Genomic DNA, 26,146 nt, shown 5'->3' with positions numbered 1-26,146 from the left:
AGATCACGCGTCATCTACGTAGGCGATTAGAGCGGCTTCGCAGCCATTCGCCCAAATCATTGTCAGCCATTTCGAGAATGCATCAGAAAATGGTCCGGCTTCACTCAATTCGCCGTAAATCCGGCCTTGATTGAGCCACACAGCCGGGTTTGATGCCGCGGCAAAGGCGTTTTGTGACAGTTGATCCCAAATCGGATCATTTGCCTCGATGACGCTGCCATCTTCGCGCGTTCCTGCGCACATGCGTGCCCACAGAGCTTCGACAAGCGCGAGGCCTTCAACGGACCGCCCGGCTTGCAATTGGTCCCGAAGGATCGGCAAAACGAACCCAGTATGGCGCGCCGAGCCATCGAAGGCAACGCGGCGGGTGGTGTCGACGATCCGCGGGTTGGAGAACCGGCTTTCGATGAGGCTGATATATTCAGCCGGGCTTTTGCCCGGTACAGCGGCTACCGTGGGCGCGATTTCCGTTCTCTGCACTTTGCCGAAGAATGACGAAATAACAGAGTGCTGCATACATTCGGAAATCGTCCTGAGCCCGAGCACTTCGCCAACATTGGCAAGGACCTGGTGCCCAGCATTGAGGATTCGGATCTTCATGGTTTCGAATGCGTGAACGTCATCGGAGAAGGTTGCGCCGACCGCGTCCCAGTCTGGGCGTCCGGCACAGAAGTTGTCTTCGATTACCCATTGGCGGAATGCTTCGTGGGTAACCACCGCGTCATCGTCGATACCGAAGTCCTTGGCAAGCGCCAACTCGTTTGGGCCAGTGGCAGGAGCGATACAATCCACCATCGAGTTGGGGAAGGTCGCATTTGCGTCGATCCAATCGGCTAGATCAGGGTCGGACAGACGCGCCAGAGACACCACGGTCTGACGCAGGATGTCACCGTTGCCTTGCAGATTGTCACAGCTCAGTCCCGTAAATGCTCCACGCCTTGCGTCGCGTCGCAGCCTCAATGCGGCCACCATGGCACCAAATGCCGTGCGCGGTGAGTCGGGGTGGGCTGCGTCGTGCTGAATATCGGGGTGGTTGGAGTCGAACTCCTTGGTGACAGGATCGATGTAGTATCCGCTTTCTGTCACAGTCATGGCGACGATACGAATGGCAGGTTCCGCCATTGTGATGATCAGTGCCCCATTGCCGTCCTCGATTGGCAGATAATCGATCATGGAACCAATGACCTCGGCCGAAACTTTTTTCGGGTCGAGTTCGATCAGAGTTGTAAGGCAATCCTGAGCAAGAAGTTTTTCGCGCATGGCGGCATCATAGGGGCGCACGCCGGCGCCTATGATGGCCCAATCATGCGCTTTGCCCTCCTGCATCAGGCGGTGCAGATACCATGCCTGATGTGCACGGTGGAAATTGCCGACGCCGATATGCACGATGCCCGGTTGCAGGGTTGTGCGATCATATCGTGGACGTTCAACAGCCAGTTGATCGAGTGTCGCATTCGAAAGGGAGATCAGCTCATCCATTGTCCACCATCCACGTTGTAGGTTTGGGCGACGATGTAATCCGCCGCGTCACTGGCGAGAAACACAGCCATGCCGGTCAAATCGTCCGGTGTGCCCATGCGCCCGTAGGGCACTGCGGCACCGACTTCCTGTTTCTTTTGCCCCGGGGCCTTGTTTTCGTACTTGGCAAAGAAAGCGTCTACGCCGTCCCAATGCTCACCATCGACGACACCCGGAGAAATGGCGTTCACGTTTATGCCGTGCCGGATCAGGTTCAGCCCGGCGGATTGAGTCAGGCTGATCACTGCCGCCTTGGACGCGCAATAAACAGCGACTAGCGGTTCACCACGCCGCCCGGCCTGACTGGCCATGTTGATGATTTTGCCGCCTCGTCCACGCTTGATCATGTGGCCGGCCACAGCCTGCATCGTGAACAGCGTTCCTGCCACATTGATGTCAAAGACGCGCTGGTAATCATCGCGCTCGATTTCGACAATAGGAGCGGCGGTAAAAAGCGCGGCGTTGTTAACCAGAATGTCGATGTGACCGAACTCTTCCACCGTAAGCGCTACTGCTCTACCTATGCTGGCCTGGTTGGTCACATCCAAGGCAACTCCGATAGCACTTTCGCCCAACGCGGCAGCGCATTCGCGGGCGCCATCGATATTGATATCTGCGATGGCAACCCGCGCGCCCTCGTTAACATAGGCCTCCGCAAAGGCCCGCCCGATCCCTCGGGCAGCACCAGTAATCAAGGCTGTTTTTCCAGCCAGTTGCATCAGACAATCCTCAGACCCTGAGCGTCGAACTTGTGCAGCTTGTCCATTTGCGGAGTCAGAAAGATCGTGTCGCCGTGCTTGGCCTGTATATCCCCGGTAATTCGCACGGTGACCATGTCGGCAAGACCCGTGTCATGAACGTGAATGAAGGTGTCCGAACCAAGGTGTTCGGCCACACCGACAACACCTTTCCAAGTCCCTTCCGTCATGCTGACATCCGTGTGCTCGGGGCGGATGCCAATGGTGGTTGCCCCGTGTTTATTGGCCTCGGCCCCACCGATCAGGTTCATCTTCGGAGATCCGATAAACCCTGCGACAAATTCGTTGCGCGGGTTGTGATAGAGCTCCAGTGGAGAACCCACCTGTTCAATTACACCGGCACGCAGGACAACGATCTTGTCCGCCATGGTCATGGCCTCGACCTGATCGTGCGTAACATAGATCATCGTGGTCTTGAGCCGTTCGTGCAGTTCACTGATTTCCAGCCGCATACCAACGCGCAGGGCCGCGTCGAGATTGGACAACGGCTCGTCGAAAAGGAACGCTGCCGGTTCCCGCACAATGGCGCGGCCGATGGCGACACGCTGACGCTGACCGCCAGACAACTGGCCCGGACGCCGGTCCAGATAGTCTGTGAGGTTCAGCGCCTTGGCGGCACCTTCGATGCGGCGTTTTTGCTCGTCTTCATCGATCCCAGCCATTTTCATCGGGAACGCGATGTTCTTACGTACAGACATGTGCGGATACAGGGCATAGGATTGGAAGACCATTGCCAGACCGCGCTTAGCCGGAGGTACATCGGTTGCATCCGATCCGTCGATTTCGATGTGACCAGACGTGATGTCCTCGAGCCCGGCAATCAGGCGCAGCAGCGTAGACTTACCGCAGCCCGAAGGCCCGACAAATACCGTGAACTCGCCATCTTCAATCGTGAGGTCCAGAGGCGGAATGACTTGAACATCTCCGAAACTTTTAGTCACTTGGTTGAGTTTAATTTGTCCCATTGGTCAAGTTCCTTATTTGACGGCGCCGAAGGTCAAGCCGCTGACAAGTTGTTTCTGGCTGAACCAGCCAAGAATGAGGATTGGCGCAATGGCCATAGTGGAAGCTGCGCTGAGCTTAGCGAAAAACAGGCCTTCGGGGCTGGAATAGCTGGCAATGAAGGCCGTCAGCGGTGCTGCATTGGCTGCCGTCAGGTTCAGTGTCCAGAACGCTTCGTTCCAGGCCAGAATGAAGTTTAGCAGCAAGGTCGAAGCAATGCCGGGAACCGCCATAGGAGTGAGGACGTAGAGGATTTCCTCTTTCAACGTCGCCCCGTCCATTCGTGCAGCTTCCAGGATCTCACCGGGGATTTCCCTAAAGTAGGTATACAGCATCCAAACGATGATCGGCAGATTCATCAGCATGAGGATGATCACCAGCGCGCCCCGGCTGTCGAGGATGCCAAGCTTGATGCAAATCAGATAGATGGGGTACAGGACGCCTACCGCTGGAAGCATCTTGGTTGACAGCATCCACAGCAGAATGTCCTTAGTGCGCTTGGAAGGTACGAACGCCATCGACCAGGCCGCAGGCACCGCGACGATGATGCCCAGAATTGTCGAGCCACCGGCGATTATGATCGAGTTCCAAAGGAACCGGGCGTAGTTCGACCGTTCCATCACAACTGAATAGTTCTCGAGCGTCCAATCAAAGGCCAGAAACACCGGAGGGTCGGCAATCGCCGTAGCCTCAGTCTTGAAGCTGGTCAAGACGGTCCAGAGGATTGGGAAAAAGATCAGCAGACCAATGCCCCAAGCGGCGGCGGTGTTGATGATTTTACGTTGTTGAGTAACTGCGCGGGCCATTTTTTCCTCCTCACGCGTCCAGGTTCTTGCCGACGATGCGCATCAAGAAGATCGCAACGATATTGGCGAGAATGATTGCATAGACACCACCGGCGGACCCGAGGCCTACGTTCTGACTTTCAAGTACACGCTGGAAGATCAGGTAGGTCAGTGTACGGGTGCCAAATGCACCTCCGGTTGTGACAAAGATTTCCGCGAAGATCGCCAGAAGGAAGATTGTCTGGATCAGGATCACGATCGTGATAGCCCGGCTGAGATGCGGAAGGGTGATGTAACCAAAACGCTTCAATGGTGGCGCACCATCCATTTCGGCGGCTTCCAACTGCTCACCGTCCAGCGACTGGATTGCGGTCAGCAGGATCAGCGTGGCGAAGGGTAGCCATTGCCAGGATACGATCATGACAATCGAAGGCAGGGAAGCCTCGGACAGCCATGAGATCGGCTCGGCTCCGAAAAAGCGCCACAGATGGGCGAACAATCCATTCACCGGGTCCATGAACATGTTTTTCCAGACCAGAGCTGACACGGTCGGCATGACAAAGAAAGGTGCGATCACGAGGATGCGGACGACACCTTGCCCCCACATCGGCTGGTTCAGCAGGATAGCCAGCAAAACACCGAGGACGACCGTTATCAGAAGAACGCCGCCGACAATGGCCAGCGTGGCGCCTACTGCAGGCCAAAACGCGCTAGAAGTTACGAATCGGACGTAGTTTTCGAAACCAACCCATCCAAGGTCTCCACCACGTAGCGGAAGGTATTTCTTGAATGAGAACATCAGGGTCATGATCAGCGGCACGAGCATCCATCCGAGGAGCAAGATGACCGCTGGTGCCATCATGAAGCGAGCCGCTGATCGAGAATGTTGGGTTGCCATGGGGCATACCTCCTCTGTTGATCGCCATAAGGCCATCTTAAACGGAGCTGCGGTTAAAAGAGAAAAATGGGGCCCGAGGGTACAGGGGAGAAAGTGCACCCCCGGGCGGGGAACGCTTAGCGGTAGCCTGCGGCTTCCATAGCGTCGTTGGTCAGAGCCTGGGCCTTGGCAAGCGCTTCTTCCACGGTCTGCTGACCGGCATAGACTGCCGAGAACTCCTGGCTGACTTCGGTTGCGATGCCAGCGAATTCAGGAATTGCAACGAACTGGACACCTACATATGGAACCGGCTTCACAGTTGGGTTTGTCGGATCCGCTGCAAGAATCGAGTCCAGCGTCATCTGAGCAAAGGGGACTTCCTTGTAGTTCGGGTTTTCGTACAGCGAAGTACGCGCACCCGGGGGTACATTGGCCCAACCTTCATTCTCAGCGACGAGCTCAATGTAGTCTTTCGAGGTGGCCCACTCGATGAACTCTTTCGCGGCTTCTTCTTTTTGTGTACCGGCGGGAACAGCCAGAGCCCATGCCCACAGCCAGTTGGCTTTCTTGTCAACGCCTTCGCTATTTGGGGCGAGGGCGAAACCGACCTTGTCAGCGACCGTCGAGTCGTTGGGGTTGGTCACGAAGGATGCGGCAACGGTTGCGTCAATCCACATGCCGCATTTGCCCTGCTGGAACAAGTTCAGGTTTTCGTTGAAGCCGTTGGTCGCGTAGCCCGTCGGACCGGATTCTTCCATCATTCCAACAAAGAAGTTAAGCGCCTCGGCCCATTCCGGCTGATCAAATTGAGCATTCCAGTCTTCATCAAACCAGCGGGCTCCGAAAGAGTTGCCGGTCACGGTGATAAAGGCCCCGCCTTCGCCCCAACCGGCCTTGCCACGCAGACAGATGCCGTTGATGTCATTATCGCGGTCGGTCATGGCCGCCGCTGCTTCGCGGATGAACTGCCAGGTTGGCGCTTCGGGCATTTCCAGTCCGGCCTTTTCCATCAGGTCCGTGCGGTACATGATCATCGAGCTTTCGCCATAAAACGGCGCGGCATACAGCGTGCCATCGTGGCTCAGACCGGCGCGCATGGCGGGAAGGATGTCGTCCGCATCATATTCTGCCGACAGGTCGTCGAGCGGAACCAGCCAGCCGTTCGCGCCCCAGATCGGTGTTTCGTACATGCCGATTGTCATGATGTCGAAGGATCCGCCCTTGGCGGCGATATCAGTGGTGACACGCTGACGCAGTACGTTTTCTTCCAGAGTTACCCATTCAACCGTGTGGCCGGTCTTGTCGGTAAAGTCCTGGGTCAACCCCTGCATACGGATCATATCTCCGTTGTTCACGGTCGCGATGACAAGGTTTTCTGCCAAGGCGCCGCCCGCGGTGACGAGCGTCATGGCTGTCGCTGCGCAAAGTGTTTGCTTGAATGACATCCCAAATTTCCTCCTCGTTGGATGATGGATAGCACTCTAGCCAATATAATGACGCGAAGTCAATTAAAAATTAACGCGCGTAAAGAAACTATAAAGCGGGCGCGTTTTTAATAGCTTAGGCGGAGTCTCGCATAATCAAACGACCTTCAAAGAGTGTTTCCTGCCGATCGCGCAGGTTTTCTTCCGTCTCGAGTACTCCAAACAATGTATGTACTGCTCGATTCGCAATTGCTTCGTAGTCCTGCGCGATTGTCGTCAAAGGAGGGCAAGTGAATTTTGAAAATGGATGGTCGTCATGACCGGCTATCCTGATGTGGCAACCAGCGGTCTGACCGACGCGCATCCCAAGACCATAGGCGGCAGATAACATGCCTATGGCTAGGCGATCATTGCTGCACAATACAGTGTTGGTGGGAAACACGTTCTCAGCCAGCAACCGACCTCCTTCGTCTCGACCGATTTCTTCAAAATTCCACCCTTTTCCATTGGCTTGAAAGATATGCGGCTTTTGCCCGTGCCGTTCCATACTTTCGATATACGCCGTACGGCGCTTTTTGGCATTTGGATTGGTTGGAAATTTCATTTCAAAGAAACATGGTGGCTCGCCGCTTCGACACAGGTATTCAACCATCAAATCGATGCTTTGGGTGTTGTTGGTGCCAACGAACGCTTGACCGACGCCACTGATGTTCGCGTCAAAAAGCACCAGCGGAAAATCTGCTTCAAACGTTTTGACCAGATCTTTTTCTGAGAGGCGCCCGAATGGCGCAAGTAGAACGCCGGCAGCTTTCAAAGACCGGAGTGACGTGAGGTTGTCGCGTTCCATCTCTGGGTTGCCATGCGAGCTAAGCAGGATAGGGCTATATCCCGCCTCGATACAGGCAAGTTCAACCCGACGCGCGATCTCCGAGAAAAACGGGTCAGCCAGATTTGGCACGACAACGCCAATGTTCTTGGTTCTGCGCCGGTTCTGGTTCATTGCGAACACATTCGGGTGATAATCGTGTTCCTCTAACGCGGTCTCGATTTTCTTCCGTGTGGTCGCGCGGACGCTATCCGGATCGTTGAAGTATTTCGATACAGTCGGGCGGGAAATTCCGCTGACTGCGGCAAATTCTTCCATATTGCGAATTCTGCGTTGTGCCATATTTCCCCACACCAATTTAAAATATTGCGCGCGTCAATTATTGTCAAATTTAGGGATGCAAACTTGGGATTGTCAAGCGCCCGAACTTCATTTGCTCGTCAGTCTGGGTTTGAATCGGATACGGGGCGTGTTTGATCGTAGATGCTGAGATCGCGTTGGAAAAATTTTCGTTCAGACGGCCAGCTTTTTCAGCAACCTGCAGGTCGATGCATCTTTTCCATTTGGTGCCGCACCTTTAACCATTGGTAAGAGCATATTGGCAAGTTCTTTGCCAAGCTCGACGCCCCATTGATCAAAAGAGTTGATATTCCAGATCGCACCTTCGACAAACACGCGATGTTCGTACAGAGCAATGATCTGCCCCAAGACGAAAGGGGTCAGTTTGGGGAATGCAAGTGTGATCGAAGGCCGGCTTCCTGGAAAAACCCTTTGAGTCGCCTGGGTATGAAGTTCGGAGCCGTCGTAGCCCAAGTTTCGGGCAATCGCTAACGCCTGATCATAGGTGCGACCCAGCATAAGTGCCTCGGATTGTGCAAGACAATTCGCTTTGAGAAGGTCATGATGTTCTTGCAAAGCGGGTTCATGCCCTTTGGCCGCGATCAGGAATTCAGCAGGAGCAACTTCGGTTCCTTGATGCAAGAGTTGGAAAAACGCGTGCTGCCCGTTGGTTCCCGGTTCGCCCCAGACGACCGGGCCAGATGCATGGCTCAGTTCTTTGCCGTCTAACGTTACCCGTTTGCCGTTACTTTCCATATCCAATTGCTGAAGATATGCAGGCAAGCGGCCTAAGCGTTCATCATAGGGCAGAATGGCTCTGGACGAATACTGGCATATGTTTCGGTGCCAAATTCCTACCAACCCCAGAAGGACTGGAAGGTTGCGCGCGAATGGTGCGGTTTGAAAATGTGTGTCCATTGCAAGACCGCCCGCAAGAAACTCGCGGAAGTTCTTGGGGCCAATCGCCATCATTATCGGTAGGCCAACTGGCCCCCAGAGCGAATACCTACCGCCTACCCAGTCTGCGAAACCAAAAACTCGCGTGGGATGGATTCCCATTTCCGCTGTGCGTTCGAGACTGGTGGAAACGGCGGCCAAGTGGTCTGCGACAGCTTCACCAACACCGGCTTTCAACCATCTGAGGGCAGATTTGGCATTGGTCATGGTTTCAATGGTGGTGAAGGTTTTCGATGCAATGATCACCAGCGTACGTCGTGGATCCAGACCACAAAGGGTGTCTGTCAAATCTGCGCCATCGACGTTGGAAATGAAATGGCATCGTGGTCCAATATGATACGGGGCCAGCGCTCGTGTCGCCATCGCGGGGCCAAGATCGGAGCCGCCAATTCCAATGTTGACTACATCTGTGAACCGTTCGCCGCCTGACGCCAAAATTGTGCCGGATTGGACGGCTCGGCAAAAGCTTTCCATCCTGGACAGCGTAACTTCGATACCATGTCGCACGTCTTTTCCATCAACGGTTAACGGTACAGTGTTGCTTGCACGCAAAGCGGTATGCAGGACCGCCCGATCTTCAGTCTTGTTAATCTTTTGTCCTGCAAACATGGCCTCGCGCTTGGCGGCAACTTCAGTGTCTTCGGCCAATCTGATCAGCAACGCCAAGGCTTCGTGATCGATATTGGTTTTGGAAAAATCTAGCAGAAACTGATCCGTTTCCGCTGAGAAATGATCCATTCGGGTCGTGTCGTCAAACAGCGAATTTATGCTTCGATCCTTCGCAGACGAAAAATTCTCTTTAAGTTTGCTCCAGCAGTTAGTCATGTGTCTTCTTCCGCTTCTATGTCCTTAGTCTTATGCCGGCCTCTTGTGTTTCGATGCGCAGATAGCGCTAACATCGCGCCTCAAAAAAACGCCGACAAAGATCACAACTCGTTTGCCCAGGGTGGGTTGGCGCCAGCTCGGGAAACCGTAACGGCGGCGACTTTTGCTCCATGCTCCAGTGCCTGCTCGACAGTTTCTAACGGTACGCCTCTAAGGTTAGTTTTCTGGAGAGCACCCAATTCCGACAGTTTTGCCAGAAAGCCTGCATTGAACGTATCACCCGCGCCGACAGTGTCGCAGATTTCAACACGGCGCGCGGGTACAGTGACCTCAGTCCCGTCAGCCAGAAACCCTGTTGCCCCTTCGCCGCCGCGCGTGAGGATGACAACACTCGGGCCCATCTCTATAACCAGCTCGACCTTTTTGTTCAGCGACAGCGGCGATGGGACAATCCAGTTCAGATCCTCGTCCGAGACTTTTAAGATGTCTGCGGCACTCATCATCCGGTTCAATCGCCCCCGGTAGGACTGTATGTCCTGAATAAACTGTGGACGGATATTCGGGTCGAGCATAACAGCGCGATTCTTGCCTTCTCGTTCGAGCAATGCTGCATAAGCGTTCGCACCGGGTTCACAGGCCAAACTGATCCCTCCAAAATAGAGTGCCGAAACTTCGGGGGGCAGGTCCGGCAGATCCTGAGGCGTTAGCATACGTCCAGCAGTGTTTTCGTCATAGAAATCGTAGGTTGCATGCCCATCCTGCAAGCGTACAAATGCCAGTGTGGTCGGGCGCTCCGAAGTAATCACATGAGAAGTGTCGACATGGCTGGCTTTTAGTGCTTCGGAAAGCTGCTGCCCGAACATATCGCTGGACAACCCGGTCAACATCCCCGTTTGCACCCCGAGCCGCCCCAAGGCTATCGCCGTGTTGAAAACCGCGCCACCCGAATGTGGCACAAAACCATCCGAGCCAGCATTGCTTGGAGTTGGAATCATGTCGATAAGAGCTTCACCACAGCACAGGATCATGAGGTCGAACCTTTCAGAAATGCTTTGCGTTCCACAAGGAAGCGCTCGGACAAAGGCAGACTCGCCGCGCCGAGTGAGCGCGCGTCCGGCCCAATCGAACCTTCCAGAACATTCGGGATATGGATGCCTGCAGCGGAGTGCCGGGACACATACGATCGCACGCGATTGACCAGTTCAGAGCGCACCGAGTCAGGCATCCACCCATCAATCAGAACGTGGTTCACGTCGATCACGCTAACGGATGACAGGATCGCATGGCCGATCCCCTGTGCTGCATCAGCAAACCATGTCGCTAACGTGTTTTCCGGCAATCTCCAGTCTACCGGAGAATTCCAGGGCATTGCTGCCGCATGTCCTTCGGCAATTACAGCGTTCTCCAATGTCGCCAATGAGGCGATCTCGACGAGTTGACGCAAACGCCCATCTGATGCCGGCACATAAAGTGACCCCAAAGCTGCGGCGTTCCCCGTTGATCCTGTATAAAGCGTGTTGTCGAGAACCAGCCCGCCGCCAATAAAGAAGCCGATGAAGAAGTACAGGAAATCTCGGGGTTTACCGGCATCACCGAACACCAGTTCCGCGCCGCATGCAGCTGACGCGTCGTTGCGCAAATACACGGGAAATTCAAATAATTCGCCAATTTCTACAGCGATGTTCCGATTGCGCCAACCATCCATCTTCGAAGGCTCAACACCCAATGTTCCCGCCCAGTCCCAAAGCTGAAACGGCAGCGCAATACCTAGGCCACCTACACGTTTCTGGTGATCCGCCGGCATCCGACTTAACAGCCGCTCAATCTCGTTTCTTGCGAATGTCACCGCGCCATCGGGTGTCGGATAGGCGTGGTTTACGCACACCCTCTCCCTCACTTTGCCCAGGAAATCGGTCAGAACCAGTTCAAGGCTGCGGCGGCCAATTTTCAAGCCGAGAAAAAACGCCCCATCTTTTGCAAGACTAAGAGGTACGGAAGGTTGCCCGATCTTGCCGCGAACCGGCGCGTGGCGTTCCAGCAGCCCATCTGCCTCAAGTGACCGGGTGATGACTGATACGGCCTGCGCGGAAAGCCCAGTCTTGCGGGCAATCTCCGCCTTGGCCATCGCGCCAGCTTGGCGAACCAGCGACAGAACCAGGCGCTCGTTGTAGACGCGCATGCCGCTTTGATTGGACCCTCGCGCTGCGACGTCTGTTTCGACGAATTCATTCATAACTCTTGGGTCGTATTCCATCAGGTTCCCATAAACAGTGCCGGGCAGAGCGTTTTTTTGCCAAACTGGCTGACTCCGTGGGCTGTGTCAATAATTAAATCACTGTGAATTAGTTATTGACTGAACGAATTGGTTTCGGCATGCAATTATCACCACATCGACTCACTCATGGCGGCGATTCGGCGTCAGCAAAGGAGCACTCTGGAATGACTATCTCCACGCATCGACTTGCTCGGGAAACGATGGCTTTTGTCCTCGCAGGAGGGCGGGGCAGTCGCCTGAAGGAACTGACCGACATTCGCGCCAAGCCCGCAGTCTATTTTGGCGGGAAGACACGCATTATCGATTTTGCTTTATCCAACGCCGTGAATTCCGGCATTCGCCGCATCGGGGTCGCGACGCAGTACAAGGCACATAGTCTGATCCGGCACTTGCAGCGCGGTTGGAGCTTTTTCCGCGCCGAGCGAAATGAGTCACTTGACATTCTTCCGGCATCCCAGCGTGTCAACGAACGCCACTGGTATCTGGGAACTGCCGACGCCGTTACGCAAAACATCGATATTATCGAGGGTTATGCGCCCAAATACATACTTATTCTTGCAGGTGACCATATTTACAAACAGGATTACTCGCTGTTGCTGAAACAGCATGTCGAAACCGGAGCAGATGTCACCGTAGGGTGCATTGAAGTGCCCCGTCACGAGGCCAGCGCATTTGGCGTTATGGCCGTGGATGACAGCGATCGAATTCTGGAGTTTGTCGAAAAGCCCGAAGATCCACCGCACATGCCGAGTGACAAATCCCAGTCATTGGCCAGCATGGGTATCTATGTCTTCAAAACTGACTACCTTATCGAGTTGCTGCGCGAAGATGCTCTTTCCGAAGCGTCCGAGCATGATTTCGGGAAGGACATCATTCCAGCGCTGGTGGCAAAGGGAAACGCGTATGCGCATCCTTTCAGCCGGTCCTGCGTGACCAGTTCTTTAGAGCAAAAGCCATATTGGCGTGATGTCGGAACAGTTGATGCATTTTGGCAGGCCAATATTGACCTGACCGACTTTCAACCTGAACTCGACCTCTATGATCAGTCCTGGCCGATCTGGACGTATTCCGAATTGACGCCACCGGCAAAATTCATACATGACGAAAAAGATCGCCGCGGCCTTGCCGTATCTTCGATGGTGGCTGGCGGATGCATCATCTCCGGGGCGCAGTTGAACCAATGTCTGTTGCACACCGGTGTGCGCGCAAACTCCTATTCTGAACTCAACGGTGTGGTGGCTTTACCCAACGTCGATATCGGGCGCGGAGCGCGGCTCAAGAATGTCGTGATTGACCGCTCGGTTCGCATCCCTGAGGGGCTTGTTGTCGGAGAAGACCCCGAAAAAGATGCGGCGCGCTTCCGTCGAACGGAAAATGGCGTATGCCTGATCACTCAACCCATGATCGACAAACTGGACCTATGACCCTCAAGCAACTCTCAATCGCTTCTGAATGCGCACCCTTTGTCAAAACCGGAGGACTGGCCGACGTGGTGGGCGCGCTCGCCCGGGTTATGGGCGATTTCGATGTTGAATGCCGCGTTCTGCTGCCGCTGTACCGCCAAATCGCGCATCTGGCGAAGGGAGCCAGGGAAGTTATGAATTTGGGTGCGGCTTTTGGTGGGCCCGTGCGGGTGCTCGCCAAGAAAGCCAGCGGCGTCAGTTTGCTATTGGTGGATGCACCGCACCTGTATGACCGACCTGGCCAAATATACCTGAACGAAGCGGGCTTGGACTGGAAAGACAACCATTTGCGGTTTGGCCTGCTCAGTTGGCTGGGTGCAGAAATCGGGCGCGCTGGCATCGACGGTTGGCGGCCTGATGTGCTTCACGCACATGACTGGCAGGCTGGCCTTACGCCAGTCTATGCACGAGCAAGTGGCGCTGCGACACCACCCTGTATCCTAACCATCCACAATATCGCCTTTCAGGGAAATTTCCCTGCAACGATGATGGGGACGCTGAACCTTGATCCGGCACAGTTTACGCAAAGCGGTTTTGAGTACTACGGACAGATCAGCTTTCTCAAAGGGGGGCTGATGGCGGCAGATCAAATAACGACTGTCAGCCCGACATATGCACGCGAGTTGCTTACGCCTGAGTTTGGCATGGGGCTTGAAGGTGTGCTGAATGCGCGTAACGCCGACTTGTCGGGCATACTTAACGGGATCGATACTCAGGTCTGGGATCCCTCCAATGACCCTGCGATCGCGCAAACCTATTCCAGCCGCACTTTGGCCAAAAAAAATAAAAACAAACAGGCTCTGCTACGACGTTTTGGACTAGGGGCCGATAGGACGGGGCCACTATTCTCGGTTATCAGCCGACTGTCCGGGCAGAAAGGTCTTGATCTGGCGTTGGAAGCCTTGCCCTTTGTTCTGGATAAAGGAGCTTCCTTTGTTCTGCTTGGCTCAGGCGAAACGGCGCTGGAATACGGGTTTCGGGAATTGGCCCAGCGATATCCGGATCGCGTTGGTGTTGAAATCGGCTTTGACGAAGACCTCGCGCATTTGATCCAAGCCGGGGCAGATGCCACATTGGTGCCCTCACGTTTTGAACCATGTGGGCTGACCCAACTGTGCGCGATGCGCTATGGCACGCTGCCAGTTGTGTCGCGCACGGGTGGTCTGGCAGACACGGTTATTGACGCGAATGCAGCAGCGCTTGTCGCCGACTGTGCAACAGGTTTTCAGTTCGGGCCCGTCAGTGCGGAAAATCTAAAAGAGGCTTTGTTCCGTGCGATGGAATTGTACGAAGATAAAAAGGCTTGGCAGAAAACACAGCGCAACGCAATGAAACACCCGGTCGGGTGGAACCGTTCGGCACAGCGCATGGCTGATGCCTACAAGTCGCTACAGGAGAATTAAACCGGCATGCAGGACAACAGGCCCATCATGAGCATAAACGCCGGAGATCACGCCACACTGGGCGCGGTTTACAACGGGCAGGGGGTCAATTTTGCCGTGTTCTCGGAAAACGCGACGAAGATCGAATTGTGTCTGTTCAGCGCCGATGGGCAGCGCGAGGTGACACGGCTGGTATTGCCCGAGCAGACGGGCCCGATTTGGCATGGCTTTGTGCCCGGCCTGAAGCCCGGCACGCTGTATGGCTATCGAGCATACGGGCCGTATGAACCCGATCGCGGCCACAGGTTCAACCCTAGGAAATTGCTGGCTGACCCATACGCCCGTGCGTTCCGTGGATACTGGTCGTCAGGCAAGGAGATGCTTGGGTATGAGCCCACGGGCCATTACACCAACACGCAACCCAGTCAGATCGACAGTGCGCCATTTGTGCCAAAGTCGGTGGTGCCGGACATTGAGCGCCTCTGGTCAGGGGCGCCGGGCCCGCGCAGAGAATGGAACGAAACGGTAATCTATGAGGCCCATGTCAAGGGCCTGACCCAGTTGCACCCCGACGTGCCCGCAGAACTTCGCGGAACCTATGAAGCCCTCGGTAGCGATGCCGTGATCTCGCACCTGAAAGGTCTTGGGGTGACCGCGTTGGAGTTGCTGCCGGTCCATACCTTTCTAAATGACGGCTTTCTGGTGGATCGCGGACTGACTAACTATTGGGGATATAACACTCTGGGTTTTTTTGCGCTGGAGCCGCGTTACTTTGGCCCAAACGGGGCGGATGGGTTTCGTCAGGCCGTCGATCGGCTGCATGCCGAGGGGATCGAGGTGATCCTCGACGTTGTCTATAATCACACCGCCGAGGGCGATCACCGCGGGCCGACCTTGTCTTTCAGGGGGCTGGACAACAAGGCCTACTATAATTTGCAGGCCAGTCATGCGCGCTACTATGTCAACGATACAGGGTGCGGGAACACTCTGGCGATCAACCACCCCTTCGTATTGCGCCTTGTATTGGATTCGCTGCGATACTGGGTCACTGTTATGGGAGTCGACGGGTTCCGGTTTGATCTAGCCACGGTTTTGGGTCGCGAGCACCACGGGTTTGACCTGCATGGCGGCTTCTTTGATGCCATTCGACAGGATCCGGTGCTAAGCCGGTGCAAATTGATTGCCGAACCCTGGGACATCGGCCCCGGCGGCTATCAGCTTGGAAGTTATCCCGCTGACTGGGGCGAGTGGAATGACAAGTTTCGCGATTCTACCCGCAGGTTCTGGCGCGGGGATGCACATTCTGCGCAAGAGCTAGCGGGCAACTTCCTTGGTACGGCATCCGTATTCGATCGACCGGGGCGCCGGACCACCAGTTCCATCAACTTCGTTGCAGCGCATGACGGGTTCACCCTGGCCGACGTAACCCGCTATCGCGAGAAGCACAACGAAGCCAATGGCGAAAGCAACAAGGATGGCCACGGAAACAATCTGTCGGACAATTGCGGAGTAGAAGGGGACACGGACAATCCAGAAATTCTTGAACGCCGCGCCCTGCGCATTCGTAATCTGCTGGCCACTTTGTTCCTGTCGCAGGGCACGCCCATGCTGCTGGCCGGGGACGAAATCGGCCGAACGCAACGCGGGAACAACAACACTTATTGTCAGGACAATGAAATCAGCTGGATCAACTGGGCTTCGGCTGACAACGACTTACTGGCATTTGCGCAAAACCTTATCGCGCTTCGGAGCAATACACCCGTTTTGCGCCAAAGCCGATTCCTGCACGGGCGAGTCCGGAACGATGGCAATCCTGATGTCACCTGGTCCGGGCTTGACGGAGGCACGCTAAACTGGCGAGACCCGTCGCTGGACGGGTTCTGCCTTCAGTTGCGTGGCGAGGCGGAAGGCTCGTTTTCTCCCGAGGGAACCGCTCTGATTGTGGTCAACGGAGGAGACCAGCGCAAAAAACTACTCTTACCTGATCCGGGGCCGGGCCTGGTATGGCAGCGTGTACTGGACACAGCCGAGCCCGATGCAGAGCCTGTCGATGTGGTTGACAGAATTCGTCAATGCGCCTCTGCCCATTCCGTGTCACTGTTTGTTGGCAAGGCGACCGCATCATGACGGATTGGGTAGCAGAACTCTGCCGCTTTGTTGGCGTGACGTCCGAATACCGGGGGTTTGACGGGCAACTGATCCAGGTTGCGCCCGACACCCAGGTAGCCGTTCTGCGCGCCATGGGACTGGACGTGGCGTCTGATGCAGACGCAAGGGTGGTGCTGCACCAAATGCGGACAGTAGAAGAACAGCGCCAGCTGCCGCAAGAGCTGATCGTCACGGCAGGTCAGCCAGCTAGGTTTCCGGTTTCGCGCACGGTTTCGTGGAGCCTTGAAACCGAATCTGGCGAGAAGGTTGTGGAAAGCGGAGAGGCGGTACAATCCATCTCTATTCCTGCTTTGCCAATCGGCATTCATCGGCTCTGCCTGAACGGAGAATTTACCTCCTGGGTCCTGGCTCGTCCGTCGCGTGCGCTGAACCTTTCAGACTTGATCGCCGAGCCGCGCATTTGGGGCGTTCTTGCTGCTTTGTACGGGCTTACAGACAAGACCGCAGCATCTCTGGGTAGCTATCATTCTCTTGGGGAATATGCTGCGGCTATGGCAGTGCATGGGGCCGATTTTGTCGGGATCAATCCCATACATGCGATGGGTCAAGTCCGTCCTGATGACGTAGTTAGCCCTTATTCGCCAAGTCATCGTGAATTTTTGAATACATGGTACTGCACAGAAACGGGATCGGCTTCGTGTGACCTGATCAACTACCGGGCTGCATTGCAAGAAAATGCAGCAGCCCTGGATGATGGGTTTGAGGAATTTCTACGTCTACCGGATGGAGCGCCTGAAAAGCGTTCGTTGGCCGGTTTTAGAGCCTCGGGAGGAGCGCGCCTGCGTGATTTCGCGGTGTTTGAAGCGCTTGCCCTTCGCTTTGGTTCAGACTGGCGCAAATGGCCCACGCCATACCAAGATCGGGCCTCAGGCGCAGTGGCCGCATTTGCGCAAGATCACGAGCAGGAAATCGCACTGGTTGAGTGGGGGCAGTGGCAATCTGATGTTCAGCTCACCAACGCGCAGACCCGCGCCATCAAGGCCGGTATGCGGCTCGGCTTGTATCTGGATCTTGCAGTAGGACCACGCCTTGGTGGCGCGGAAACATGGAGCAAGGACTCTGCCCTGGTGACCGGCGCTACGTTGGGCGCGCCGCCCGATCCGTTAGGTCCGTCGGGGCAAAGCTGGGGGCTCGCCCCGCAGTGCCCAATAAGAATCCGAAAACAAGGCTATGCCGGATTTGCGCGACTGCTGCGGACAGTAATGCGTCACGCCGGAATGATCCGGATTGATCACGTGCTGGGTCTGATGCGCAGCTACTGGATACCGGAAGGAAGTGAAGAAGGCACCTATGTCAGATATCCCTTTGACGCTCTTCTCGCTGTGGTCGCCATAGAAAGCGTGAGAACCAAATCGATTGTCATTGGCGAGGATCTTGGCCTCGTTCCCTCCGGCTTGCGCGAAAAGACTGAAGCGGCCGGGATATACGGGCTCGACGTGCTGCAATACATGCGCTCCGAGGGCGGTGGATTTGTTGACACCTCGAAGACGCGGAAAAAAGCTGTCTGTACATTCGCCACACATGACACACCCACCATTGCCGGGTTTTTCGCGGCAGAGGATGCCCGAGTACGCGCCGAGATTGGCAGCATAGACCGCACTTGCTTTGCGAACGTTCGCGCGGACCGTCAGGCCGCAGCTCAAACATTGGGAGCATCACGGCCTGTTCAGGAAATCCACCGCCGACTTGCGCGTTCAAGCTCCGAAATCGTGGCCGTCCAACTCGATGACATTGCGGAACGAAAAGACCAGCAGAACCTGCCAGGCACCGTTGACGAATTCCCAAACTGGCGGCTGAAAGCGCCGTTTTCGGTGAGTGACATAAAGACGTCCGACGCATTTGTGTGTCTTGGCACAGAGATGTCAGCGCAGAGTCGGTCAAACCAAAATGGAATGGAGAAGGACAATGACCTTCAAGACTGTTCGCACGTCGCCCATTGAGGGGCAGAAACCGGGAACTTCGGGTCTGCGAAAGAAAACCTCAGTATTCCGCACACCGGGATATCTCGAGAACTTTGTGCAATCCGTGTTCGACGGCACCGGCGGTGCCGCGGGCAAAACTTTTGTTGTTGGCGGGGATGGGCGGTTTTACAACTCCGAGGCCATTGGAGTAATCATCCGTATGGCGGCAGCCAACGGTGCTGTTCGATTGATTGTTGGACAGAACGGCATCCTGTCAACGCCCGCAGTATCCAACCTGATCCGGAAATTCAAAACCGATGGGGGTATCATCCTGTCGGCAAGCCACAATCCAGGTGGTGAGGACGGTGATTTCGGTGTGAAATTCAATGCCCCCAATGGTGGCCCGGCACCCGAGAAGATCACAGATGAGATCTTCGCCCGAACCCAGCAGATCACCGAATACAAAATCGCTGAAGAAGACGCATGCGATTTTGACGAACCCGGCCGCTTCAGATTGGGCAAAACGCAAATCGATGTGGTTGATCCGGTGGCGGATTACGAAGCGCTGATGCAGGAACTGTTCGATTTCGATGCCATCCGCACCCTGTTTGCGAACGGCTTCCGCATCTGCTTCGATGCAATGCATGCGGTCACCGGTCCCTATGCCAAGCGCATACTGGAAGGCGCATTAGGCGCGCCAGCTGGTTCGGTGATCAACGCGGTTCCATCGCCGAATTTCGGCGGTGGGCACCCTGACCCCAACCCGGTATGGGCCAGTGAGCTTGTCGGCGTCATGAACGGCCCTGATGCCCCTGATTTTGGCGCCGCCTCCGATGGAGACGGCGACCGCAACATGATCATGGGGAAACGCACGTTTGTGACGCCTTCTGACAGTCTGGCGCTGTTGACGGCCTACGCCCACCTGACCCCGGCATATTCCGGGAAACTTAGCGGCGTCGCGCGTTCGATGCCGACAAGCCAGGCGGTTGACCGAGTTGCCGAACGGTTGGGGATTCCCTGTTTTGAAACGCCGACCGGCTGGAAATTTTTCGGCAATCTGCTGGACGCGGGTAAGGCGACACTTTGCGGCGAGGAGAGCGCAGGCACTGGATCCAATCACATCCGCGAAAAGGATGGTCTGTGGGCAGTTCTGCTGTGGCTGAACATTCTGGCGCGGGATGGTCGGGATATCGTGCAGCTTCAGCAGGATCATTGGCGCAGCTTTGGCCGGAACTACTACTCGCGTCACGACTACGAAGAGATCCCGACCGACATCGCAAATACGTTGATGACGGCATTGCGCGAAAGGTCAGACACGCTTCCCGGCTCAATGGTCGAGGACATGAAAGTCGTTGAGGCAGATGATTTCTCGTACCGCGACCCGATTGATCAAAGCCTGACCGTAGGGCAGGGCGTCCGCGTCCGCTTTGACGGCGGTTCCCGCGTTGTGTTTCGTCTGTCCGGCACGGGGACCCAAGGGGCTACGTTGCGTGTCTACCTCGAGCGGTTCGTCGGTTGCAGCGGCGATCACAACATGAATGTGCGAGAAGCGCTGTCCCCAGTCATTCAGGCTGCAGAAGCGCTAGCGCAGATCAGAAGGCACACCGGGCGCACAAAGGCGGATGTCATCACCTGATGCGACCGTCCGAGACAAATCAGAACAAGAGCAGGATGGAACAGACCATGAAAGATATCTATGAACCCGGGTCGCTGACACAGGCAATCGACTTTCATCTTGCCCATAGCGTTGGCAAGACCCCGGACACGGCCTCCACCACGGACTGGCGCCTCGCGCTGTCCCGCGCGGTGCGCGACAAACTGATCGCACCGTGGTTCGAAGCGACGAACCGTACATATGCCAAGGACCGGAAGCGGGTTTATTACCTGTCGATGGAGTTCCTTTTGGGACGTATCCTGGAGGACGCGGTCAACAACCTCGAGCTTGCAGATGATGCACGCGAAGCCTTGGCGAAACACGGCGTCAGCTTTGCCGATGTGGTAAACGACGAACCGGATGCAGCGTTGGGTAACGGCGGTCTGGGACGGTTGGCCGCTTGTTTTCTGGACAGCATGAGCTGTCTCGGCATTCCCGCATATGGCTATGGCATCCGTTATGCGCATGGTTTGTTCCGGCAGTCCTTCGATCAGGGCAAACAGGTAGAAATGGCAGAGGACTGGCTGCGCCACCAGCACAATTGGGAATTCGAACGCTCGGAATGCCTCTATGATATCGGCTTTGGCGGTGAGGTCATTGAGACGGGCGCACAAGCCAAATGGAGCCCATCCGACATCGTGATGGCACAGGCTTATGACACGCCGGTTGCCGGTTGGCAGGCGCGCTGGACAAATACGCTGCGGCTTTGGTCCGCTAAGCCCAAGAAGATTTTTGACCTCGATCCGTTCAACCGCGGCGAATACATGCAGGCCGCCGCACCCGAGGTGCTGGCGGAAACGATTTCGCGCGTCCTTTACCCCGATGACAGCACCGAAACAGGCAAGGCATTGCGCCTCAAGCAGGAGTTTTTCTTTACCTCCGCCTCGCTTCAGGATCTCTTGCGCCGCTTCCTGACGCACAATGGCGATCTGCGCGCGCTGCCAACCAAAGTTGCGATCCAGATGAATGATACCCATCCGGCAATCGCGGGCCCCGAGTTGATCCGTCTGCTGACAGATGTGCACGGGTTGAGCTTTGACGATGCGTTCGACACTGCGCAGAACACATTGCACTACACCAACCACACACTGCTGCCTGAGGCATTGGAAGCGTGGGATGTCGGGCTGATGGGCAACATCCTGCCGCGTCACATGCAACTGATCGAACGGATCGATGACCGGTTGAGCCGGGACGTTGCAAAATCAAATACCAGCGCCGCCCCACGCATTGTCGAAAACGACGTGGTGAACATGGGAACGCTTGCCTTTACGTGTTCGCGCAGGGTCAATGGGGTCTCGGCCCTGCATACGGACCTGATGAAGCAAACCGTCTTCAGTGATCTGCATAAGGTATATCCCGAGCGAATTCTCAATCAGACCAACGGTGTAACGCCGCGTCGGTGGCTGCATGGATGCAATCCGGGTCTGCGGGATTTGCTAAACGAAACCATCGGAACGGAGTGGGTTTCAGATCTTGAGCAGCTGGAAAACATCGCGCCATTGGCGGATGATCCCGCCTTCCGCAAGCGCTTTATGGCGATCAAGCAAGACAACAAACGCAGGCTTGCGGATTGGGTCGCCGAAAACATGAACCTGCAGATTTCGCCCGATGCGATGTTCGACATTCAGATCAAGCGGATTCACGAATACAAACGCCAGCTGATGAATGCATTTGAAACCGCAGCCCTTGCCAACGCAATCCGCCGCGAACCGGATGCGGATTGGACACCTCGAGTCAAATTCTTTGGCGGTAAGGCGGCACCAGCGTATATCGATGCCAAGAACATCATTCGGCTGATCAACGACATCGCACAGTCAATCAATACTGATCCTGTATTCGGAGATCGGCTCAAGGTGGTCTATCCGCCGAATTATAATGTGTCCTTGGCTGAGATGCTGATCCCGGCGGCGGACCTGTCCGAACAAGTATCAACTGCTGGCAAAGAAGCCTCCGGCACCGGAAACATGAAGTTCGCGCTGAACGGTGCGGTTACGATCGGCACGCTCGATGGTGCCAATGTGGAAATCTGCGACCACGTGGGGGCCACCAACATCTATATCTTCGGGATGACCGCTGCCGAAGTACAGGCCGCGCGCGAGGGATATGTCACGCAGGACTATATCGACCGAAGCCCGATCCTGAACGAAGTCATCGAGCAAGTACGCACCGGGTTTTATTCGCCCGGTGATCCGACGCGTCACTGGCCGGTGCTCGAAAAGCTGTTGCGGGACGACTATTTCATGGTCGCCGCCGATTTCGATGCCTACTGGGACGCGCAGCGCAGGGTCGACGGCGGCTTTGCCAACAAAGACGCGTGGGCGCGCATGGCCGTTCTCAATACCGCATTGTCCGGTTGGTTCTCGTCCGACCGTACAATCCAGGGCTATGCGAAAGACATCTGGGGCATCGACTCGCTTGCAGGAGAGACAGAATGACCACAATCAGCTATTCCCCCGCCTTTGACTCTGCCACTGCCGAAGCGTTGCTTGCAGGTTCGATGAGCGATCCGTTTTCGGTTCTTGGCCCTCACAAAAACGGGCGGCGTTGGAGTGTTACCGTGCTGATCCCGGGCGCACTGAGTGTCGAGGTTCTGGACGGCAAGACCGGTAAAGTCGAAGCCGAGCTGCATCGCCTTGACGGGCGCGGGCTGTTCTCGGGCTTTGTCCGCAAACCCGTGGCGACTGGCGCCTATCGCCTGCGTGCCCGCAATGACAGCAATGTCTGGGAGCAGGATGACGCCTACAGGTTCGGGCCGGTACTCGGCGAGATGGATGAGTACCTGATCGCCGAAGGTGCACATCTGCGCCTGTGGGAAAAACTCGGGGCCCATCCGCTTGAGCATGATGGCGTAAAGGGCGTGAACTTCGCGGTCTGGGCCCCGGCCGCGAGCCGTGTTTCCGTTGTGGGCGAGTTCAATCAATGGGACGGACGGCGAAACGTAATGCGTGCACGGGGCACGACCGGGATTTGGGAGATCTTTATTCCCGGCCTGGGCGAAGGGTCGCTCTACAAATACGAAATCCGTAATGCGCAAGGTAACATTCTGCCGCTCAAGGCCGACCCGGTTGGCTTTGGGGCAGAACATCCCCCCGCCACGGCGTCGGTTGTGCGCGATTTAGACGGGTATGATTGGAGTGATGACGCCTGGATGGCAACGCGCGCGGACCGCAACCGCTTTGACCGGCCGATTTCGATCTACGAGGTCCATCTGGGGTCGTGGCGGCGCAAGGTCGAGGACGGCAACCGCCCGCTCAGCTATCTCGAATTCGCCAAGGAGTTGGTGGATTACGTGCGCGAGATGGGGTTCACACATATCGAACTGATGCCTGTCTCTGAGCACCCGTTCGACGGCTCGTGGGGGTACCAGCCCATAGGTCTGTTCGCTCCGACAATCCGCTATGGCACTCCGGATGAATTCCGGGAATTCGTGAATGCCTGCCATATCGCGGGCCTTGGGGTGCTGCTCGATTGGGTGCCGGGGCACTTTCCGACCGACGCGCATGGATTGGGTCAATTCGACGGGTCCGCGCTTTACGAGCATGCCGACCCGAAAGAGGGTTTTCATCAGGACTGGAACACACTGATCTACAATTACGGGCGGCGTGAGGTGCAGAACTATCTCTGCGCCAACGCGCTCTACTGGCTCCGGGAGTTTCACATCGATGGGCTGCGCGTAGACGCGGTCGCGTCCATGCTATACCGCGACTATTCCCGCAAAGAGGGCGAGTGGGTGCCAAATGAACATGGTGGCCGCGAAAATCTTGAGGCGATCGCCTTTCTCAAACGCACCAACGAACTCGTGTACGACGCTGATGCTGGCATCATCATGGCCGCCGAAGAAAGCACGTCCTTTCCGGGAGTCAGCCAACCCACCGACCAGGGTGGGCTTGGGTTTGGGTTCAAGTGGAACATGGGGTGGATGAACGACACGCTGCAATACATGGCGCGCGATCCCATTCACCGGTCGCACCATCATCATGAAATGACATTTGGCCTCACATACGCGTTCTCGGAGAATTTTATCCTGCCCATCAGTCATGACGAAGTTGTGCATGGCAAGGGCTCGATGATCTCCAAGATGCCGGGCGACGGCTTCGATAAGTTTGCTGGGCTGCGGGCCTATTATGGTTTCATGTGGGGCCATCCGGGCAAGAAACTCCTGTTCATGGGTCAGGAATTCGCTCAGGGCGCGGAATGGTCTCACGATCGATCCCTCGACTGGCACTTGCTGGATCATGAATGGCACCGCGGCGTTCAGGCGTGGGTCAAGGCGCTAAACAAGTTCTACGCCGAGACACCATCGCTATTCGAAACTGATTGTATGGCCTCCGGCTTCTACTGGCTTGAAGTCGATCAGTCTGATTTGTCCGTCTACGCATGGCTCCGCCAGGGCGATGAAGGCAAGGATCCCGTGATCGTTGTCTGCAACATGACCCCGACACCTCGCGACGGATTCAGGCTGGGTGTGCCTAATTCAGGCCACTGGGAAGTTGTCCTGAACAGTGATGCTGCAGAGTTTGGAGGAACAGGCCACGGTTGGGGCTCCTATGAGAGTGAAACGGTTGCATGGAGCAATCAGGATCATTCAATTTCTATGCACCTACCGGGTAATACGACGCTGTTTCTCAGGCAAAAGGGATAACGGTGCTGTTTCTGGCCCAACTGGCCCAAAGGTGCGTATTCGGACAATATGAGGACCACAAAAAGAACGCACAATATAGCAGCCACTCGAAACGCTGTTCACGAACTGGGAAGAAGCGGGACATAGTCGCCTCTAGTCTGAACGATTTTCTATGGCGGGATCCGCGGAACTGAGATTGTTTTGAGTCCATCGGTGGCAGTATGCCCAGACAAGCAGGCGGCGGCAGCTTTCTCGCCAAATTTGAGACAACTCTCAATAGGCCAATCTTCATGGAGACCATGAATAACGCCGGAGCAGAAAGCATCTCCCGCACCCACAGGGCTGATGATTTCTTCAGCAGGTATCGGATCAGGCGCGAAGGCAATTTCAACCTCTGTTTCACAACATACGATTTGTGTTGGGCTATGTATTATTACCGCTCGATTGACCCCACCGGATTTCAGTAAGCGAGCTGCTTTCATCATTTCGTTGGGATCAGACTTTTGCGTGAGATTTATGCCTGTTGCCGCCTCAGCTTCGAGTTCATTCGCGAACAGAAAATCGATTTCGGGAAGCGTCTTTGACACAATATCCGAGTAGGTGTCGGACCTGAACGATGCGAGGTCAACGCAAGTCCTCACGCCTTTGGCGCGGGCAACTGACAACAGCCGTGCGGCTCTAGTTTTTCCCTCTGGCAGGATCTCATCCAGTCTGTCTAGTAACGTTAAATAACCAAGATATAATAGCTTAATACCGGCGTCCGATAGCTCATCAATATTAACCGACGCCGCATCAAATAAACTGTTAGCGCCTCGGTGGTGAAAAAAGGTGCGGCTGTCACCTTGTACGTTCATCACATGCGTCTGGGATGTTGTTGCACGTGTTGTTCGCAGTAGGCCGTCTAAAGGCAACCCCGCTTCTGCGCTTAGACGCAAAACTTCGTCGCCCAATGCGCCTGCGCCTATCAGACCAATTGGAATTACCGGATAAGACACGTCCATGGCTTTCAGTCCCAAGGCTACATTGGCGGGTCCGCCGCCAAGGTCGACATGCTGGGTTTTTATGAGCGCCAGCCCCGACTTTTCAGGCCAATGCGAAATTGAGTGAACTGTATCAAGTATCCAATTGCCAGCACATGCAATGCCTTGTCTTACTTTTTTGGGCTGAATCGGCTCGAGCACGATGTGTTCCTACATAGAAAATGATGCTGCCTTGAGAGTATCAGACCTCCTCAAGCCTCGCACTCTAAAGCCACACCACCGGTGGGCTTTCCAGTGACTCTTAAGCTTCAGATTTGCGCGGCATAAGGTAAATTTGAGAACGGCGGTGAGAAAGTCGACCACGGTAGCGGCGGGATGATCTTGGTGCGG

18 protein-coding genes are annotated in these 26,146 nt (G+C 55.6%); 7 read left to right on the top strand and 11 right to left on the bottom strand.

What is annotated here, in order from left to right; translation table 11 throughout:
• Positions 1-3 precede the first annotated feature (3 nt).
• The 10 genes from GS614_RS20955 to GS614_RS20910 all read right to left on the bottom strand — a co-directional run bounded on the left by GS614_RS20955 (position 4) and on the right by GS614_RS20910 (position 11,565).
• Entirely contained in the window at positions 4-1,479 is a 1,476-nt protein-coding gene (locus tag GS614_RS20955) for a mannitol dehydrogenase family protein (protein ID WP_171117843.1), read from the bottom strand.
• Positions 1,467-2,240 (bottom strand): L-iditol 2-dehydrogenase, encoded by a 774-nt coding sequence (locus GS614_RS20950; RefSeq protein WP_305851981.1) that lies wholly within the window; start codon positions 2,238-2,240, stop codon positions 1,467-1,469. Before GS614_RS20950 ends, GS614_RS20955 begins: the two co-directional genes overlap by 13 nt.
• Positions 2,237-3,241, bottom strand: a complete 1,005-nt coding sequence (locus GS614_RS20945; protein WP_171172503.1) for an ABC transporter ATP-binding protein — start codon at positions 3,239-3,241, stop codon at positions 2,237-2,239. The genes GS614_RS20950 and GS614_RS20945 overlap by 4 nt, the downstream gene beginning before the upstream one ends.
• A gap of 12 nt (positions 3,242-3,253) precedes the next feature.
• Positions 3,254-4,084, bottom strand: coding sequence for a carbohydrate ABC transporter permease (locus GS614_RS20940; protein ID WP_171117849.1), 831 nt, complete (start codon positions 4,082-4,084; stop codon positions 3,254-3,256).
• Between the two features lie 10 nt (positions 4,085-4,094).
• Positions 4,095-4,961: a carbohydrate ABC transporter permease gene (locus GS614_RS20935; RefSeq protein WP_171117851.1), complete on the bottom strand. Its 867-nt coding sequence runs from the start codon at positions 4,959-4,961 to the stop codon at positions 4,095-4,097.
• A gap of 116 nt (positions 4,962-5,077) precedes the next feature.
• Positions 5,078-6,385 carry a sugar ABC transporter substrate-binding protein gene (locus GS614_RS20930; RefSeq protein WP_171117853.1) on the bottom strand — a complete coding sequence of 436 codons (1,308 nt, stop codon included), beginning with the start codon at positions 6,383-6,385 and terminating at the stop codon, positions 5,078-5,080.
• A gap of 115 nt (positions 6,386-6,500) precedes the next feature.
• A complete protein-coding gene (locus GS614_RS20925; RefSeq protein WP_171172505.1) occupies positions 6,501-7,532 on the bottom strand; it encodes a LacI family DNA-binding transcriptional regulator in 1,032 nt (343 codons plus the stop codon).
• 171 nt (positions 7,533-7,703) lie between these two features.
• Positions 7,704-9,311, bottom strand: a complete 1,608-nt coding sequence (pgi, locus tag GS614_RS20920; protein WP_171727241.1) for a glucose-6-phosphate isomerase — start codon at positions 9,309-9,311, stop codon at positions 7,704-7,706.
• 101 nt (positions 9,312-9,412) lie between these two features.
• A complete protein-coding gene (locus GS614_RS20915; RefSeq protein ID WP_171727240.1) occupies positions 9,413-10,339 on the bottom strand; it encodes a carbohydrate kinase in 927 nt (308 codons plus the stop codon).
• Positions 10,336-11,565, bottom strand: a complete 1,230-nt coding sequence (locus GS614_RS20910; RefSeq protein WP_253285489.1) for an ROK family transcriptional regulator — start codon at positions 11,563-11,565, stop codon at positions 10,336-10,338. The genes GS614_RS20915 and GS614_RS20910 overlap by 4 nt, the downstream gene beginning before the upstream one ends.
• Positions 11,566-11,750: 185 nt before the next feature.
• On the opposite strand from GS614_RS20910, the gene glgC reads away from it, so the two are divergent.
• From glgC to glgB, 7 genes are all read left to right on the top strand, one after another.
• Positions 11,751-13,010, top strand: coding sequence for a glucose-1-phosphate adenylyltransferase (glgC, locus tag GS614_RS20905; RefSeq protein WP_171614814.1), 1,260 nt, complete (start codon positions 11,751-11,753; stop codon positions 13,008-13,010).
• Positions 13,007-14,452 (top strand): glycogen synthase GlgA, encoded by a 1,446-nt coding sequence (glgA, locus tag GS614_RS20900; RefSeq protein ID WP_216601236.1) that lies wholly within the window; start codon positions 13,007-13,009, stop codon positions 14,450-14,452. Before glgC ends, glgA begins: the two co-directional genes overlap by 4 nt.
• Positions 14,453-14,479: 27 nt before the next feature.
• Positions 14,480-16,558: a glycogen debranching protein GlgX gene (glgX, locus tag GS614_RS20895; RefSeq protein WP_171727238.1), complete on the top strand. Its 2,079-nt coding sequence runs from the start codon at positions 14,480-14,482 to the stop codon at positions 16,556-16,558.
• Between the two features lie 290 nt (positions 16,559-16,848).
• The gene (gene malQ, locus GS614_RS20890) at positions 16,849-18,540 is read left to right on the top strand and encodes a 4-alpha-glucanotransferase (protein WP_171727237.1); all 1,692 of its coding nucleotides are present in this window, start codon (positions 16,849-16,851) and stop codon (positions 18,538-18,540) included.
• Positions 18,506-20,137 (top strand): alpha-D-glucose phosphate-specific phosphoglucomutase, encoded by a 1,632-nt coding sequence (locus GS614_RS20885; RefSeq protein ID WP_171117868.1) that lies wholly within the window; start codon positions 18,506-18,508, stop codon positions 20,135-20,137. Before malQ ends, GS614_RS20885 begins: the two co-directional genes overlap by 35 nt.
• A gap of 47 nt (positions 20,138-20,184) precedes the next feature.
• Positions 20,185-22,590, top strand: a complete 2,406-nt coding sequence (locus GS614_RS20880; RefSeq protein WP_171727236.1) for a glycogen/starch/alpha-glucan phosphorylase — start codon at positions 20,185-20,187, stop codon at positions 22,588-22,590.
• The gene (gene glgB, locus GS614_RS20875) at positions 22,587-24,797 is read left to right on the top strand and encodes a 1,4-alpha-glucan branching protein GlgB (protein ID WP_253284226.1); all 2,211 of its coding nucleotides are present in this window, start codon (positions 22,587-22,589) and stop codon (positions 24,795-24,797) included. Before GS614_RS20880 ends, glgB begins: the two co-directional genes overlap by 4 nt.
• Positions 24,798-24,946: 149 nt before the next feature.
• Here the strand turns inward: glgB and GS614_RS20870 are convergent, their stop codons facing one another.
• Positions 24,947-25,957, bottom strand: a complete 1,011-nt coding sequence (locus tag GS614_RS20870) for a carbohydrate kinase family protein (protein WP_171727235.1) — start codon at positions 25,955-25,957, stop codon at positions 24,947-24,949.
• Positions 25,958-26,146 lie beyond the last annotated feature (189 nt).

The sequence above is a fragment of the Ruegeria sp. HKCCD6604 genome (genome assembly GCF_013110635.1).
Lineage (GTDB): Bacteria > Pseudomonadota > Alphaproteobacteria > Rhodobacterales > Rhodobacteraceae > Ruegeria.
The sequence above is the reverse complement of the archived record's forward strand: the minus strand, read 5'-3'. Positions and strand labels throughout refer to the sequence as shown.

Excerpts from the sequence above, each read along its gene's own strand:
- GS614_RS20955 (WP_171117843.1), bottom strand. The coding sequence starts at position 1,479 with ATGGATGAGCTGATCTCCCTTTCGAATGCGACACTCGATCAACTGGCT.
- GS614_RS20945 (WP_171172503.1), bottom strand. The coding sequence starts at position 3,241 with ATGGGACAAATTAAACTCAACCAAGTGACTAAAAGTTTCGGAGATGTT.
- GS614_RS20940 (WP_171117849.1), bottom strand. The coding sequence starts at position 4,084 with ATGGCCCGCGCAGTTACTCAACAACGTAAAATCATCAACACCGCCGCC.
- GS614_RS20935 (WP_171117851.1), bottom strand. The coding sequence starts at position 4,961 with ATGGCAACCCAACATTCTCGATCAGCGGCTCGCTTCATGATGGCACCA.
- GS614_RS20930 (WP_171117853.1), bottom strand. The coding sequence starts at position 6,385 with ATGTCATTCAAGCAAACACTTTGCGCAGCGACAGCCATGACGCTCGTC.
- GS614_RS20925 (WP_171172505.1), bottom strand. The coding sequence starts at position 7,532 with ATGGCACAACGCAGAATTCGCAATATGGAAGAATTTGCCGCAGTCAGC.
- pgi (WP_171727241.1), bottom strand. The coding sequence starts at position 9,311 with ATGACTAACTGCTGGAGCAAACTTAAAGAGAATTTTTCGTCTGCGAAG.
- GS614_RS20915 (WP_171727240.1), bottom strand. The coding sequence starts at position 10,339 with ATGATCCTGTGCTGTGGTGAAGCTCTTATCGACATGATTCCAACTCCA.
- GS614_RS20910 (WP_253285489.1), bottom strand. The coding sequence starts at position 11,565 with ATGGAATACGACCCAAGAGTTATGAATGAATTCGTCGAAACAGACGTC.
- glgC (WP_171614814.1), top strand. The coding sequence starts at position 11,751 with ATGACTATCTCCACGCATCGACTTGCTCGGGAAACGATGGCTTTTGTC.
- glgA (WP_216601236.1), top strand. The coding sequence starts at position 13,007 with ATGACCCTCAAGCAACTCTCAATCGCTTCTGAATGCGCACCCTTTGTC.
- glgX (WP_171727238.1), top strand. The coding sequence starts at position 14,480 with ATGAGCATAAACGCCGGAGATCACGCCACACTGGGCGCGGTTTACAAC.
- GS614_RS20885 (WP_171117868.1), top strand. The coding sequence starts at position 18,506 with ATGACCTTCAAGACTGTTCGCACGTCGCCCATTGAGGGGCAGAAACCG.
- GS614_RS20880 (WP_171727236.1), top strand. The coding sequence starts at position 20,185 with ATGAAAGATATCTATGAACCCGGGTCGCTGACACAGGCAATCGACTTT.
- glgB (WP_253284226.1), top strand. The coding sequence starts at position 22,587 with ATGACCACAATCAGCTATTCCCCCGCCTTTGACTCTGCCACTGCCGAA.